This window comes from Nocardioides ultimimeridianus (assembly GCF_054777895.1).
In genome coordinates, this window is sequence record NZ_BAAHAB010000023.1 from 53,291 (window position 1) to 67,397 (window position 14,107).

At 73.2% G+C, this 14,107-nt stretch carries 14 protein-coding genes; 9 read left to right on the plus strand and 5 right to left on the minus strand.

The annotated features are described in order from the left end of the window. Positions 1-112 precede the first annotated feature (112 nt). The 3 genes from efeB to efeU all read right to left on the minus strand — a co-directional run bounded on the left by efeB (position 113) and on the right by efeU (position 3,913). A complete protein-coding gene (efeB, locus tag ACYU8V_RS20875) occupies positions 113-1,363 on the minus strand; it encodes an iron uptake transporter deferrochelatase/peroxidase subunit (protein WP_460850158.1) in 1,251 nt (416 codons plus the stop codon). 104 nt (positions 1,364-1,467) lie between these two features. Then, positions 1,468-2,676, minus strand: coding sequence for an iron uptake system protein EfeO (efeO, locus tag ACYU8V_RS20880; RefSeq protein ID WP_460850159.1), 1,209 nt, complete (start codon positions 2,674-2,676; stop codon positions 1,468-1,470). Beyond that, entirely contained in the window at positions 2,657-3,913 is a 1,257-nt protein-coding gene (gene efeU / locus ACYU8V_RS20885) for an iron uptake transporter permease EfeU (protein WP_460850160.1), read from the minus strand. The genes efeO and efeU overlap by 20 nt, the downstream gene beginning before the upstream one ends. Positions 3,914-4,096: 183 nt before the next feature. Here efeU and ACYU8V_RS20890 point away from each other — a divergent pair, with 183 nt between their 5' ends. From ACYU8V_RS20890 to ACYU8V_RS20920, 7 genes are all read left to right on the plus strand, one after another. Next, positions 4,097-5,020 (plus strand): ABC transporter ATP-binding protein, encoded by a 924-nt coding sequence (locus ACYU8V_RS20890; RefSeq protein ID WP_460850161.1) that lies wholly within the window; start codon positions 4,097-4,099, stop codon positions 5,018-5,020. Further along, entirely contained in the window at positions 5,017-5,835 is an 819-nt protein-coding gene (locus ACYU8V_RS20895; protein WP_460850162.1) for an ABC-2 transporter permease, read from the plus strand. The genes ACYU8V_RS20890 and ACYU8V_RS20895 overlap by 4 nt, the downstream gene beginning before the upstream one ends. 123 nt (positions 5,836-5,958) lie before the next feature. Further along, complete coding sequence (locus tag ACYU8V_RS20900) at positions 5,959-6,672, plus strand: DUF4129 domain-containing protein (RefSeq protein ID WP_460850163.1); 714 nt, start codon at positions 5,959-5,961, stop codon at positions 6,670-6,672. Beyond that, positions 6,669-7,031, plus strand: coding sequence for a hypothetical protein (locus tag ACYU8V_RS20905; RefSeq protein ID WP_460850164.1), 363 nt, complete (start codon positions 6,669-6,671; stop codon positions 7,029-7,031). Before ACYU8V_RS20900 ends, ACYU8V_RS20905 begins: the two co-directional genes overlap by 4 nt. Next, complete coding sequence (locus tag ACYU8V_RS20910; protein WP_460850165.1) at positions 7,028-7,990, plus strand: AAA family ATPase; 963 nt, start codon at positions 7,028-7,030, stop codon at positions 7,988-7,990. Before ACYU8V_RS20905 ends, ACYU8V_RS20910 begins: the two co-directional genes overlap by 4 nt. Positions 7,991-7,995: 5 nt before the next feature. Next, positions 7,996-9,288 carry a DUF58 domain-containing protein gene (locus tag ACYU8V_RS20915; RefSeq protein ID WP_460850166.1) on the plus strand — a complete coding sequence of 431 codons (1,293 nt, stop codon included), beginning with the start codon at positions 7,996-7,998 and terminating at the stop codon, positions 9,286-9,288. Next, positions 9,285-9,833: a hypothetical protein gene (locus ACYU8V_RS20920; protein WP_460850167.1), complete on the plus strand. Its 549-nt coding sequence runs from the start codon at positions 9,285-9,287 to the stop codon at positions 9,831-9,833. The genes ACYU8V_RS20915 and ACYU8V_RS20920 overlap by 4 nt, the downstream gene beginning before the upstream one ends. A gap of 1 nt (position 9,834) precedes the next feature. Here ACYU8V_RS20920 and ACYU8V_RS20925 read toward each other — a convergent pair whose 3' ends face one another. Continuing rightward, positions 9,835-10,548 carry a DsbA family oxidoreductase gene (locus ACYU8V_RS20925; RefSeq protein ID WP_460850168.1) on the minus strand — a complete coding sequence of 238 codons (714 nt, stop codon included), beginning with the start codon at positions 10,546-10,548 and terminating at the stop codon, positions 9,835-9,837. A gap of 150 nt (positions 10,549-10,698) precedes the next feature. Here ACYU8V_RS20925 and ACYU8V_RS20930 point away from each other — a divergent pair, with 150 nt between their 5' ends. Together ACYU8V_RS20930 and ACYU8V_RS20935 are read left to right on the plus strand one after the other, a co-directional pair. After that, positions 10,699-11,703: a dienelactone hydrolase family protein gene (locus tag ACYU8V_RS20930; RefSeq protein WP_460850169.1), complete on the plus strand. Its 1,005-nt coding sequence runs from the start codon at positions 10,699-10,701 to the stop codon at positions 11,701-11,703. A gap of 41 nt (positions 11,704-11,744) precedes the next feature. Next, the gene (locus tag ACYU8V_RS20935) at positions 11,745-12,992 is read left to right on the plus strand and encodes a lipase family protein (protein WP_460850170.1); all 1,248 of its coding nucleotides are present in this window, start codon (positions 11,745-11,747) and stop codon (positions 12,990-12,992) included. A 76-nt stretch (positions 12,993-13,068) separates the two neighbouring features. Here ACYU8V_RS20935 and ilvC read toward each other — a convergent pair whose 3' ends face one another. Then, the gene (ilvC, locus tag ACYU8V_RS20940) at positions 13,069-14,094 is read right to left on the minus strand and encodes a ketol-acid reductoisomerase (RefSeq protein WP_460850171.1); all 1,026 of its coding nucleotides are present in this window, start codon (positions 14,092-14,094) and stop codon (positions 13,069-13,071) included. Positions 14,095-14,107: the final 13 nt, after the last annotated feature.

The window sequence follows — 14,107 nt, forward strand, 5'->3', positions numbered from 1 at the left end:
AAACCTCGTTAGGTACGGGATGGTTCGGACCGCACGGCGCTGTGCGCGTCCCCCACGCTACCAACACCCGCGCCCACGTTACGAACGTGTGACACAGGGTGGGCAGTGGCGCTCACGCGAACAGCGCGGAGGCCAGGTAGTTCCCCTGCTGGGGCGCGGGAGGTACGGCGAACAGCGCCGACCCGATGTGGGCGATGTACTCGTTGAGCTGGTCGGACCGGCCGAGCCTCTCCTGCAGCGTGATGAACTGCTGCGGGTCCTTCATGAAGCCGATGAACAGCAGCCCCGCGTCGAGTAGGCCGAGGTCGTTGAGGCCGTCGGTGTAGTTGTAGCCGCGGCGCAGGATCCGCAGCCCGTTGTTGTTCTCGTGGGCGGCGAGCGCGATGTGCGAGGTCGCGTCGATCTTCGGCTTCCCGTCGGGCCCGGTGGCCGTGAAGTCGGGGGCGTCGAACTCGTGGGTGCCGCTCAGCGGCGCCCCGTCGATCTTGGAGCGGCCGATGACCTGCTGCTGGTTGGCGACGTCGTCGGCGTCCCAGGTCTCGATGTCCATCCGGATCTTGCGGCTGACCATGTAGGCGCCGCCGGTCATCCAGTCGACGTCGTCGCCCTCGGCCAGCCAGACGAACTCGTCGAGGTCGCCGCTGTCCTTGATGTTGCGGGTGCCGTCCTTGAAGCCCTGCAGGTTGCGCGGCGTCGACTGCCCGGCACCGGCCGAGGCGCGGCCGAAGCCCATGACCGTCCAGCGGGTGTGGGCGGTGCCCCGCGCCATCCGGGCCAGGTCGCGGATCGCGTGGTAGGCGACCTGCGGGTCGTCGGCGCAGGCCTGCAGCATCAGGTCGCCGCCCGACAGCGCCGGCTCGAGGGTGTCGCTGGGCAGCGCGGGCAGCTCCTTCAGCTTCTTCGGCCGCTTGTCCGCGAGCCCGAACCGGTCGCCGAACACCCCGGGACCGAGACCGAAGGTCACGGTGAGGCCGGCGGCCGCGAGGTCGTAGGCCTCCCCCGTGTCGTCCGGTACGGCGCCGGGCCGGTCCGGCTGCACGCTGCCGACCGGCTTGCCCTGCATCAGCTGCGCGATGGCCGCCGACCACTGGGCGAACAGCACCTGGAGGTCGGTCCGCGTGGTGCCGTCGACGATGTCGAAGGTCATCAGCACGCTGTGCCGCTGCGGTGGCGTCTCGATGCCGGCCTGGTGGCCGCCCGCCGCTGAGGCGTAGAAGGCGAACGTGCGGTCCAGGTCGATCACGTTGCCGCTGCCCGCGGCGTCGGGCTCGGTGGCCGAGGCCACGCCGTACCCGGCCGCCGCCCCGAGGGCGAGGCCGCCCCCGGCGCCGGCGAACAGCGTGCGTCGCGACAGCCCGCTCATCCCCCTTCGAGCGAGCGTGTCTCCGGCGTCGCCGGCGGGTGGCACAGATCCGCTGGCCAGGCCAGCTCGGATTCCGCCGGCGCCGCCTCCCGACACGCTGCCGCTCATGCCGTCGCCACCTTCTCGGCGAGGCCGGAGAGGGCGTCGGCCAGGGCCTGGACGGGCTGGCTCACCTTGGACGCGTCCTTCTTGCGCAGCGCGGGGGTCCACAGCTCGTAGCCGCCGATCTGGGCCGGGTCCTCGTAGCCCTTGAGCAGCCGGTCGACCGCGGCGAAGCGCTTGGAGATGGTCGCGACCAGCGCGGGGTCGAGCTCGGTGAGCCCGGGGCGCAGCGCCTCGAAGGCCTGCTGGGCGCCCTCGATGTTGTCGGCGAAGTCGGCGAGGTCGGTGTGGCTGAAGGCCTCCTCCTCACCGGAGATCTTGTTGGACTGGACCTCCTCGAGCAGCCCGGCCGCACCGTTGGCGAGGTCCTCGGGACGGTAGGTCAGCTTCTTGGCCACGCCGGCGAGGGTCGTGACGTTCGCGGTGAGGTCGGCGGCGTACTTCTTGGTGGTGGCGGTGATGCGCTTGGACCCGAAGATGTCGCGCTCGATCGCGTGGAAGCCGGACCAGCCGAGCTGGGGGTCCAGGCTGCTCTGCCGCATGTCGATGAGGTAGTCCAGGCTGGAGGCCGGGTCGGTCGGGTCGCCGCCGGGGAGCACGAAGCCCTCGATGTCGGACTCGACCTTCTCGTAGAACGGCCGCGCCTCGGCGTACGCCTTCTGCGCGGCGGCGACGTCGCCGGACGCGACGGCCCTCTGCAGGCCCTTGACCGCGACGATCATGCCGTCGAGCTGGGTGACGACGTACTGGCCGTACTCGTCGGCGCCCTGTTGCAGCAGCTGGGCGGTGCTGCCGGTCGGCGACGCGGCCGCCTGGCCGGTGACCTTGAGCGCCGTCTTCTCGGTCGCGGCGGCCGGGCAGTACAGGGTGTACTCGCCGCCGCCGAGGGTCAGCGTGAGCGAGGCGGCCGGCAGACCGGTGATCACGTTCTCCTTCTCGCCGATGATCCGCTCGCCGTCGAGCACCTCGAACTCGGTGATGCCGGTGGCGCTCTGGTTCTTGATGGTGAAGGTCACCGGGCCGGCGGGGACGGTCGTGGCGTCGTACTGGCAGTCGTCGCCATTGCTGCCGGCCACCATCGTCACCGCGACCTGCGCGGCGCCGTTGCTGGTCGGAGCGCTCGTCGCGTCCTTGCTGCCGCAGGCGGCGAGCGAGACGAGGGACAGGGTGGCGACGGACGCGGCCAGCGCGTTACGCGTTGATCGGGACATGATCTTCCTTCGGGGTGGTGACGGAGGTACGCCGGCGCGCGGCCTGCCCGAGCAGGGCGGCTGCGGACACGAGGAGGGCGAGGGGGACCCAGCGCCGCCACAGCGGACGGTTGTTGCCGGGGTCGGTGGAGTCGGGGGTGGCGACGTCCACGGTGAGGCTGCGCGGCACGGTGAGGCCGCCGCCGGAGAGCGTGAGGACGTACGAGCCCTCGCCGCGGGCGGTCCACGCGGCGGCGTACGGTCCGGGGGCGGTCTGCGCGCTGATCCCGACCGGCATCCGGCCGCCGGTGTAGGTCATCAGGGTCGTCGCGTCGACGGTCGCCGGGAGGTCCGCGCGTGGCGTGGCCGCGGCCGGGACCAGGGTCGCCAGTCCGGCGGCGACCACCACGAGGAGCCCGGCGCCGGCGTACCGCATCCGCTGCGCGAGCGCGCCCTGGGGGCGCAGGCGCGCGGGCAGGTACATCAGCACCAGCATCGGGACCAGGTAGCAGGCCCAGGCGAGGACCTCGACGACCCGCGGGTCGGGCTGGATGCCGAGCACACCGGTGAACAGCGCCGCCCGGATCGAGCCGTTCGGGGCGAGCCACGACAGGTCGACGGTGCGGCCCTGGCCCACGTTGAGCCAACCGGCCTCGTGGGCGGTGCGGGCCGCGAAGATGACCAGCCCGGCGGCCACGAACACGAGGAAGATGCCGGTGGAGGAGAAGAACTTCTGCAGGTTGAGGCGTACGCCGCCGGCGTAGATCAGGTAGCCGAGGACGACCGCCACGACGACGCCGAGCAGCGCGCCCAGGACCGCAGCGGGGGCGCTGGTGGCGTTCTCGAAGGTGGCGAGCAGGAACACGGCGGTCTCGAAGCCCTCGCGCAGGACCGCGAGGAACGCCATCACCGCGAGGGCGGTCGTGGTGCCGGAGGCGAGCGCGTCCGCGGCGGCGGTCTCCAGCTCGGACTTGAGGTGGCGGGCGTGGTGCCGCATCCACACGATCATCCCGGTGACCATCACCACCGCGACCAGGCCGATGACGGTCTCGAGGCCCTCCTGGCCCGCCTGCGGCAGGCTCCGCTCGAGCGCGTCGAGGCCGATGCCGACCCCGATGCTCAGCAGCACGCCGGCCGTCACGCCGACCCACATGCCGCGCAGCGAGCCGCCGTTGCGGCGCAGGAAGGTGGCGATGATGGAGACGATGAGCGCGGCCTCGAGCCCCTCGCGCAGGCCGATGACGAAGGTGGGCAGCATCGTGGTCCCCCTCCCTTCCCGGTGGTCGATTGGTTTGGCAAGGCAACACTAACTTAGGCAAGCCTATCCACCCAACCAGGGTCGGTCGGGGACTCGTCGGGGCTCGCATCGGGGACGGCTCAGGGTCGATCCCAGGGTCACGCCGGAGGTACGCCGGGGCCCGGTCCGGCCAGACTCCGGGACATGATCGAGATCCAGTCACTGACGAAGCGCTACCGCGACTTCACCGCCGTCGACGACGTGTCCTTCACGGCCCGACCCGGCCGCGTCACCGGCTTCCTGGGCCCGAACGGCGCCGGGAAGTCCACGTCCATGCGGGTCATGGTCGGCCTCACGCCGCCGACCTCCGGCACCGCGACCATCCTGGGCCGCAGCTTCACCGACCTGCCCAACCCGGGCCGCGAGGTCGGCGTACTCCTCGACGCGTCGGCGCAGCACGCCGGCCGCACCGGCCGGGAGATCCTGACGATCGCTGCCCGCACGATGGGCCTCCCCCGCACCCGCGTCGACGAGATGCTCGAGCGGGTCAGCCTCTCCGACCACGAGGCGAGCCGCCGGGTCCGCAACTACTCCCTCGGCATGCGCCAGCGACTCGGCATCGCCGCGGCGCTGCTCGGCGACCCCGAGGTGCTGATCCTGGACGAGCCCGCCAACGGCCTGGACCCGGCCGGGATCCGCTGGATGCGCGACCTGCTCCGCGGCTTCGCCGACCAGGGCGGCACCGTGCTCCTCTCGAGCCACCTGCTGCACGAGATCGAGGTCATCGCCGACGACATCGTCGTGATCGGCAACGGCCGGATCGTCGCCGAGGGCACCAAGGACGAGCTGCTCGCCGCCGGCGGGACCCTCGTGCGCGCCGCCGACCAGGCCGCCCTGGTCGCCGCGCTCCAGGCCGCCGGCCTCACCGCGCGGCCCGGTGCCGCGGGCGTGGTGCTCGTCGAGGGCGAGCTGGCCGTCGTCGGCCGCGCCGCCTTCGCCGCGGGGATCGCCCTCACCGAGCTCCGGGCGGCCGACGGCGCCGGCCTGGAGGAGATGTTCCTGTCGCTCACGGCCGAGACCCAGCGCGACACCCTGACCACCCAGTCCAGCGAAGGAGCGGCGGCATGAGCGCCACCACGATCACCCCGGAGACGGCGTCGCGCGCCGTCGTACCCCAGGAGCGGGCGGTGCCCGCCCCGATCCCGTTCAACCGGCTGCTCGAGGTCGAGTGGCGCAAGATGTTCGACACCCGGTCCGGCTTCTGGCTGCTCGCGGGCGTCGGCATCCTGTCGCTCATCGCCACCGGCGCCACCATGCTCTTCGGCGACCGCGCGACGCTGAGCTACGGCGACTTCGCCCAGGCCGTCGGCATCCCGACGACCGTCATCCTGCCGGTCCTGGGCGCCCTGTCGGTGTCCAGCGAGTGGGGCCAGCGCACCGCGCTCACCACGTTCACGCTGGTGCCGAGCCGGGCACGGATCGTCGCCGCGAAGCTGCTCGTCGTGGTCGCCGTCGGTGTCGTGTCGGTGATCGTGGCGCTGGCCGCGGGCGCGCTGGGCAACCTGGTCAACGCCGGCATCGCGGGCGTCACCCCGACCTGGGACATCCAGACCGGCGTGCTCGCGCAGATCGTCCTCGCCGACCAAATCGGCATGCTGATGGGCTTCATGCTGGGCGTGCTGTTCCGCAACTCCCCCGGCGCCGTGGTCGGCTACTTCGTCTACGCGCTGGTCCTGCCCGGTGTCTCCGAGGCCCTCGCGTCGGCGCAGCCCTGGTGGCGCGACCACTCGCCGTGGTTCGACCTGCGCTCGGCCTCGATCCCGCTGTACGACGCCGGCGTGACCGGCCAACAGTGGGCCCAGCTCGGGGTCTCCGCCGTGATCTGGCTGGTCATCCCGCTGGCGCTCGGGCTGCGGATGCTGCTGCGCTCCGAGGTGAAGTAGCCGAATCCCGACGTCTGGTCCGCCGAGTTCGGACTTGTGGTCAGCCGAAACCCTTCCTTCGGTCGACCACGAGTCCGAACTCGCGTGGTGGCGGGCTGCGGATGGTCGCCCTATCGTTCGAGGATGGGTGCGCAGATGCGCGGGCCGGTGCTGGTCACCGTGGTCCTCCTCGCCCTGGCCGCGGTCTTCGCGGGCGGGTCCGACGGACTGCGCCCGCTCGCAGGACTGCACCTCACGCTGCACCGCGACCAGCCCTCGACGACCGCCGGTCGCACCGACCGCGCGCCGAAGCACCAGCGCACCGAGCGGCAGGATCCCGCGTCCTCCCACGGCCCCGCCGGCCCGGCCCACGGCCTGGGGACCGCGTTCCGGTGGGCGTTCCTGCTGCTGCTCGCGCTGTGCTGCGCGGCGGCGCTGGCCGCCACCCTCCGTCTCCGGCTGGTACGCCGCCGGGAGCGCCACCCGATCCGCCCCTCCCCCGTGTCACCGAACGCGCCCGAGCCCGTCCCGGAGCCCGACGACCTCGAGGCCGCCCTGGAGCAGGACCTGGCCGGGCTCGAGGAGGGCGGCTCGGTGCGCAACGCGGTCGTCGCGGCCTGGGTCCGCCTCGAGGAGCACGCGGCGCGGGCGGGGGTCGCCCGCCATCCCGAGGACACGCCGGCGGAGTTCGTGGCACGCGCCCTCGCTGCCGACCTCGACCCGGCCGCGCTCGCCGAGCTGGCCGACCTCTACCGGGAGGCACGCTTCTCGCGGCACCCGATCGGCGAGGCGCAGCGCGACGCGGCACGGGCCTGCCTGACCCGGCTCACCCGTCGTCGTACGGCGGTGACGGGGTGATCGCGCTCTGGCTGTGCCTGCTCGTGGCGGCCGGCACCCTGGGTCGGTACGGCGCCCGGCTCTTCGCGCAGGCCGGCGCGCTGTCCTGGCCGACCGAGGCGCCGCTGAACGCCCACGACAACCGGTCGCACGACCCGCGGCTGGCCCGGCTCACGCGCCTGCTCCGGGCCGGCCCGACCGCGGAGGCCCATGCCGAGCTGCGCGACGCGGTGGACGCGCTGCTCGCCGGCGGCCGGGTGCATCTGGGGGCCGATGTCCTGCGCTTCCTCGAGCAGCCGCCGGCGACGGATCCCGAGCGCTACCGCCGGGACCTGGCCCGGGTCCTGGACCGGATCGACGCGGAGCTGGTCGCGCCGTGACGCCGACCGAGGCCGCGGGCGTCGCCGGCCGAGTGCTCGACGCCGTCGAGACGGCCATCGTCGGCAAGCGTGCCGCGCTGTCGCTGGTCTGGGCAGGCATCCTCGCCGGCGGCCATGTGCTGCTCGAGGACTTCCCCGGGCTGGGCAAGACGCTCGCCGCCCGAACGTTCGCGCAGGTCCTCGGCCTCGACTTCGCGCGGGCGCAGTTCACCCCGGACCTGCTACCCAGCGATCTCACCGGCTCCTTCATCTACAACCAGAAGGAGGCCGAGTTCGACTTCCGGCCCGGACCGCTGTTCACCGGGCTGCTGCTGGCCGACGAGATCAACCGCACCCCGCCGAAGACGCAGTCGGCCCTGCTCGAGGCGATGCAGGAGCGCCAGGTCAGCGTCGAGGGGCGCACCTTCGACCTGCCGGCGCCGTTCCACGTCCTCGCCACCGCCAACCCGATCGAGTACGAGGGCACCTTCCCGCTGCCCGAGGCTCAGCTCGACCGCTTCCTGCTGAGGGTGCGGTTCGGCTACCCCGGGCGGGACGAGGAGTGGGAGGTGCTGCGGCGGCGTACCGAGCGGCGTACCGAGGCCCAGCAGGTGCCGGCGGTCACCGATCGGGACGGGCTGCTCGAGCTGCAGGCCGCGGTCGAGGAGGTCACCGTCGACCCCGACGTCGGCCGCTACTGCGTCGACCTCGCGGCCGCGACCCGCGCCCACCGCGACACGCTCGTCGGCGCCTCGCCACGCGGCGCCCTGGCGCTGCTGCTCGCCGGCCGCGCGGTCGCGCTGATCGGCGGTCGTGACTTCGTCACGCCCGAGGACGTGAAGTCCGTGGCGGCCGCCGCGCTCGCGCACCGGCTCACGATCCGCCCCGAGCTGTGGCTCAGCGACACCACCGGCGAGACCGTCGTGGAGTCGGTGCTGGCCCAGGTGCCGACGCCGCCGACCCGCGAGCGCGGCCGGTAGCGGTCGTGGGCTGGCGAGCGACCCACGCGCAGGTCCGTGCCACGGTGGCGGGCGCGGCCATCGCCCTCGCCGGGGTGGCCGCCGGGCGACCCGAGCTGGTCGTCATCGCCGCGCCACTGGTCGTCGCTGCCGTCGCAGCGGGGACCACGCGCCCCCGCGGCGAGCCCACGGTCGAGGCCACCACCGGCGCGGCGACCGTGCACGAGGACGAGCCGGTCGCCTGGACCGCGGACGTCGGCGCGCTCCCGCCCGCCGCGCTGGTGACCGGCGTCCACCCGCCGCAGCGCTTCCTCGAGGTGGAGCCGCCCGACGGCCGGATGATCGGTGCGTACGCCGACGGCCCCGACCACGCCTCCGCCGTGCTCGAGCTCGGGCTGACGGCGCACCGGTGGGGCCGGCGTACCCTCGGCGAGCCGGTGCTCACCGTCCACGACCGCTGGCTGGCCTGGCGCGCGGAGCCGGTGACCGTGCCCGGGCTGCGGCTCGTGGTGCTCCCCCGGCCCGAGCGCGCGACCGGGCGCGCCCCGGCGCCGCACCCGCAGGGCCATGCCGGCATGGAGCGGGCGACGCGGGTCGGAGACGGCTCCGAGCTCGCGAAGGTGCGGCCCTTCGTCCCGGGCGACCGGCTACGCCGGGTGAACTGGCGGGTCTCGGCGCGCTCGGGGCGGATCCACGTCACCGCGACGCACGCCGACGCGGACGCCCGGGTGATCCTCATGGTCGACGCGCTCAACGACGTCGGCGAGAGCCACGGCCTGGGCGGCGCGCCGAGCAGCATGGACCTCACCGTTCGCGCGGCCGCGACCCTGGCCGGCCACTACCTGCGCCGCGGCGACCGGGTCGGGCTGCGCGTCTTCGGCGCCTGGCAGCTCACCCGCGTGCCGGCCCGCGCCGGACAGGTCCAGCTGCGCCGGATCCTCGACGCACTCGCCCTGGTCGAGCCCGGCACCGCCCGCGGCACGTCGGCGTCAGCTGCGCAGCACGGCCTCGGAGCGGGGGCGCTGGTCATGCTGCTGTCCCCACTGGTCGAGCCGGTCGCGACCCAGCAGGTCGCGATGCTGCACCGGGCCGGTCACGACGTCGTGGTCGTCGACACGCTGCCCGGCGACCTGCCCACCGACGGGACGGACCCCGCGGCGCTCGCGCTGCGGGTCCGGCTGATCGAGCGCGGGGTCGAGCTGGATCGGCTCCGGTCGCTGGGCATCCCCGTGACCGCATGGACCGGTCCGCACAGCCTGGACCAGGTCCTGCTCGAGCTCGCCCACCGCTCCCGCGCGCCCCGGCTGGTCATGCCGTGAGCGCGCTGCGCATCGCGGTGCGGGTACGCCGCCACGACGTGCTCGTCATCGGGCCGACCACCCTCGTCACCGAGGCCGTCCTGTTGGGATCGGTGCTGGTCATGGTGCTGGCGCTGCAGGCCGCGGCGCCGGGCCAACGGCTGTGGCCGACCGCGGTCTTCGCGGTCCTCGCCGCCGCGGCCACCGTCGTCCCGGACTCGTCGGCCGGGCTCCTCGCGCTCCTCTGGTACGCCGGCGCGTGGGCCGTCCTCGTCCCCGAGACCGGCACCTCGCTGGCCTGCGCGGTGCCGGCCGCGATCGCGGCCCTCGCCCTGCACGCGGCCCTGGCACTGGTCGCCGCACTACCGCCCGGCGGCGAGGTCGACGTCCGCGCCGCGGCCGGGCTGGTCGGCCGGTTCGGGCTGGCCGCGCTGACCGCCGTAGTCGTCGCGCTGCCCGTCCCGCTGAGCCGCGGAGACCTGCTGCCCGATGCCGTCGCCGGGGTGCTCCTGGTGCTGCTCGGGCTGGTGCCGCGGCTGGCTGCCGGGTCGGGCGAGCCGCGGTAGCTCAGATGGCGCAGCCGTCGGGACCGCAGGCCCCGTCCGCGTCGGCGGTCCCGATGATCTCCAGACCCGGGTGGGCGTCGGACCAGGCCCGCTCGAGGACCTGGGCGAACGCCTCGGGCGGCTGGGCGCCGGAGACGCCGTAGCGGCTGTCGACGACGTAGAACGGCACGCCGGTGGCGCCGTACGCCGCGGCCTGCTGCTGGTCGGCGTACACCTCGTCGAGGAACTCCGTGCCGCCCAGCACCTCGCTGACCCGCCCCGCGTCCAGACCGGCGTCGGCCGCGATCTTCGCGAGCACCTCGTGGTCGGCGACGTTCGCCGCGTCGATGAAGTACGCCGCCAGCAGCCGCTCCTTGAGCTCGCCCTGCAGCGCCGCTCCGCCGTCGTGCAGTGCCAGGTGCAGGAGCCGGTGGGCGTCGACGGTGCCGACGCGCTGGGAGCTGTGGTGGCGCCAGACCATCCCCTCCTCGGCAGCGACCGCCTCGACCCGGTCGATCATGTCGCGGCCCGCGGCCTCGCCACCGCCGTACTTGCGACCCAGGGCCTGGGCGACGGTCTCGACCGGCGTCGTGGGCGCGCCCGGGTCGAGCTGGAAGGAGTGCCAGACGATCTCGACGTCGTCGGCGTGCGGGAAGTCCGCGAGGGCCCTCTCCAGGCGGCGCTTGCCGATGTAGCACCAGGGACAGACCACGTCGGACCAGATGTCGATCTTCACGTCCGAACAACAGCGGCGGGCCCGCCGGGATTCCCTACGCAGGCAGCACGCCACAGATACGTAGTTCAGCGGATACGCCGGACCGTGACGACCGCCACGATCGAGACGTCAGCCGTGACGGCTGTGTCTCATTCCGGGAGGGAAACCCACATGAAGCGCTCGCACGCCCCATCGCCCACGGCGATCCTCGCGTCCGTCCTCGCGGCGGTGCTGACCGTCGTCGGCCTGCTCGCCGGAGGCAGCCTCGCTCCGGCCCGCGCCGACGGCAGCAACCCGTACGCCAAGGGACCCGACCCCACGGCCTCCAGCATCACCCCGGCCGGGGGCACGTTCGCGATCAGCACCACCGCCGTCCCGGCGGGCAACGGCTTCGGCGGCGGGACGATCTACTACCCGACCGCCGCAGGCACCTACGGCGGCGTCGTGGTCACCCCCGGCTACACCGAGACGCAGAGCGCCATCGCGTGGTACGGCCCGACCATCGCGTCCGAGGGCTTCGTGGTGATGACCATCAACACCAACAGCACCCTCGACTTCCCGGACAAGCGCGCCACCGAGATCGCGGCAGCGCTGACCTACCTGACCTCGCAGAGCAAGGTGAAGGGCGAGGTCGACGCCAACCGCCTGGCCGTCATGGGCCACTCGATGGGCGGCGGCGGCAGCCTGCTGGCCGCGCGCAGCAACCCCAGCCTGAAGGCCGCCATCTCGCTGGCCGGCTGGAGCTCGGACAAGGACTTCTCCACGATGCAGGTGCCGTCCCTGATGGTCGCCGGCACCGCCGACCAGATCGCCCCCGACCTCACCTTCTCGCGGCCCTTCTACGACAGCATGCCGACCACCCTGAGCAAGGCGTACCTGGACCTCGCCGGCGCGGACCACATGGTGCCGACCCGCCAGAACGCCCTGATCGCCTCGCAGGCCATCTCCTGGCTCAAGCGGTTCGTCGACAACGACACCCGCTACGACCAGTTCCTCTGCCCCGGACCGGCCGTCAGCGACCAGGTCGCCGCCTGGGACACGACCTGCCCGTTCGCCGCGCCGACCCCGGGCCCGACCCCCACGCCCACCCCCACGCCCACCCCGACGCCCACCCCGACCCCGACCCCCGGGTTCGGCTGGTGCACCTGGTTCCCGTGGCTCTACTGGTGCAAGTGAGCCAGCAACCCCCTCCCCGATCCAGCCCAAGGAGCACAGCAATGAAGCTGTCCACCCGCACCGCCGTCGCCGCCGCGGCCCTGCTCGCCAGCACCGCGATGCTGGCGACAGGAGCCGGAGCGGCCAGCGCCGGCACCGATCTCCTCGGTACGCCGGCGGCCACGCCCTTCTACCAGCCGCCCAGCCCGCTGCCGGCCGGAGCGCCCGGCACGCCGATCAAGGCCAGTCCGATCACGTACGCCGGCAAGGCCACGAACGTGACCTCGACGCGGATCATGTACCTCTCCCGTGACGTCAGCGGCAGGCCGATGCCCGTCACCGGGACGGTCACCGTGCCGAACACGCCATGGAGTGGGGCGGGCAGGCGACCGGTCGTCGCCTACGCGCCCGCGACGGTGGGCCTCGGCCCGCAGTGCGTGCTGTCCCTGGCCGCGGGCGGCACCGGCACCGCGAGCTCCACCCCGCAGCTGACGCTCATGGACGGGCTGCTCGCCAAGGGGTTCGCGGTCGCGCAGACCGACTACCAGGGCGCGGGGACGCCGGGTCCCTCGACGTACATGGTCCGGGCCCCGCAGGGCCACGCCGTGCTCGACGTCGCCCGCGCGGCCGAGATGCTGCCCGGTACCGGCCTGTCCAGCGCCAGCCCGGTCGGCATCTTCGGCTACTCCCAGGGCGGTGGGGCGGCCGCCGCGGCCGACGAGCTCGCGGCGACGTACGCCCCCGAGCTGAACCTGAAGGGCGTCGTGGCGGGAGCGCCTCCGGCGAACCTCTACAAGATGGCCCAGGCCAGCGGCCCCGGCGCCGCCGCGCTCCAGGGGTACGCCGCCATCGGCGTCAGCCAGGCCTACCCCGACGCCGCCGCCCTCGACATGCTCAACGCGCAGGGACGCGCCGCCTTCACCGACCTCCAGGGCTCGTGCGTGACCGACGCGTCCACCAAGTACCTCTGGACCGGCACCGGCTCGTGGACGACCACCGGCCAGTCGATCGGCGACGTCATCGCGGGCGACCCCACCCTCACCGCCGTGGTCAAGGACCAGAGCGAGGGCGGCCGAGCGCCGTCCGCGCCGACCCTGGTGGAGTCGGCGTACAACGACGACCTGGTGCCGTACTCGATCGTGAGCGGCCTGGTGAAGGACTGGTGCGGCCGCGGCGGCACCGTCGAGCAGCGGACGATCTGGGCGTGGGCCGCGCCCACCCACGTCATGGCGGCCTTCACCGTCGGCCCCGACGGCGCCGACTGGCTCGCCGCACGCTTCGCCGGTACGCCGGCGAAGAGCACCTGCTGACTCTCCCGAGATCACCTCAGCAGACAAGCGAACGGCCCGGGTCGGAGACCCGGGCCGTTCGTCGTCGTCCTGCCGATCAGCGAGCGGCGGAGCCCTCGGTGTAGTCGGCGTCCTGCTGCTTCCACGCGAAGTGGGCGCGGAGGGCCTGGCCGGTCTTCTCGATCGGGTGGGCTGCCTCCTTCTCACGCAGCTCGATGAACTCCTTGCCGCCGTTGTCCTGGTCGGCGATGAAGCGCTCGGCGAAGGCACCGGACTTGATGTCGGCCAGGATCGCCTGCATCGACGCCTTGACCTCGGGGGTCACGACGCGCGGGCCGGACACGTAGTCGCCGTACTCGGCCGTGTCGGAGACCGACCAGCGCTGCTTGGCGATGCCGCCCTCCCACATCAGGTCGACGATGAGCTTGAGCTCGTGGAGGACCTCGAAGTACGCGATCTCGGGCTGGTAGCCCGCCTCGGTCAGGGTCTCGAAGCCGGCCTGGACCAGGTGCGAGACACCGCCGCAGAGGACGGCCTGCTCACCGAACAGGTCGGTCTCGGTCTCCTCGGTGAAGGTGGTCTTGATGACGCCGGCGCGGGTGCCGCCGATGCCCTTGGCGTAGGACTTCGCGAGGTCCCAGGCCTTGCCCGAGGCGTCCTGCTCGACGGCGATGATGTCCGGGATGCCGCGGCCGGCGACGTACTCGCGACGCACGGTGTGACCCGGCGCCTTCGGGGCGACCATGATCACGTCGACGCCCTCGGGCGCCTGGATGTAGCCGAACCGGATGTTGAAGCCGTGGCCGAAGACCAGGGTGTCGCCGGCGGCGAGGTGGGGGGCGATCTCCTCGGCGTAGATGGTCCGCTGGAACTGGTCCGGCGCGAGGATGACGATGACGTCGGCCTCCTCGACCGCCTCGGCGACGGGGAGGACCTTGAGGCCCTCCTCCTCGGCCTTGGCGATGCTCTTGGAGCCGGGACGCAGGCCGACGCGGACGTCGACACCGGAGTCGCGCAGGTTCAGCGCGTGGGCGTGGCCCTGGCTGCCGTAGCCGATGACCGCGACGTGCTTGCCCTGGATGAGGCTCAGGTCGGCGTCGTCGTCGTAGTAGATCTCAGCCACTGGGGCTTCTCCT

Coding starts and splice junctions, on each gene's coding strand:
- ACYU8V_RS20935 (WP_460850170.1), top strand. CDS start 11,745: ATGAAGCTGTCCACCCGCACCGCCGTCGCCGCCGCGGCCCTGCTCGCC.
- ACYU8V_RS20930 (WP_460850169.1), top strand. CDS start 10,699: ATGAAGCGCTCGCACGCCCCATCGCCCACGGCGATCCTCGCGTCCGTC.
- ACYU8V_RS20890 (WP_460850161.1), top strand. CDS start 4,097: ATGATCGAGATCCAGTCACTGACGAAGCGCTACCGCGACTTCACCGCC.
- ACYU8V_RS20900 (WP_460850163.1), top strand. CDS start 5,959: ATGGGTGCGCAGATGCGCGGGCCGGTGCTGGTCACCGTGGTCCTCCTC.
- efeB (WP_460850158.1), bottom strand. CDS start 1,363: ATGAGCGGGCTGTCGCGACGCACGCTGTTCGCCGGCGCCGGGGGCGGC.
- ACYU8V_RS20895 (WP_460850162.1), top strand. CDS start 5,017: ATGAGCGCCACCACGATCACCCCGGAGACGGCGTCGCGCGCCGTCGTA.
- efeU (WP_460850160.1), bottom strand. CDS start 3,913: ATGCTGCCCACCTTCGTCATCGGCCTGCGCGAGGGGCTCGAGGCCGCG.
- efeO (WP_460850159.1), bottom strand. CDS start 2,676: ATGTCCCGATCAACGCGTAACGCGCTGGCCGCGTCCGTCGCCACCCTG.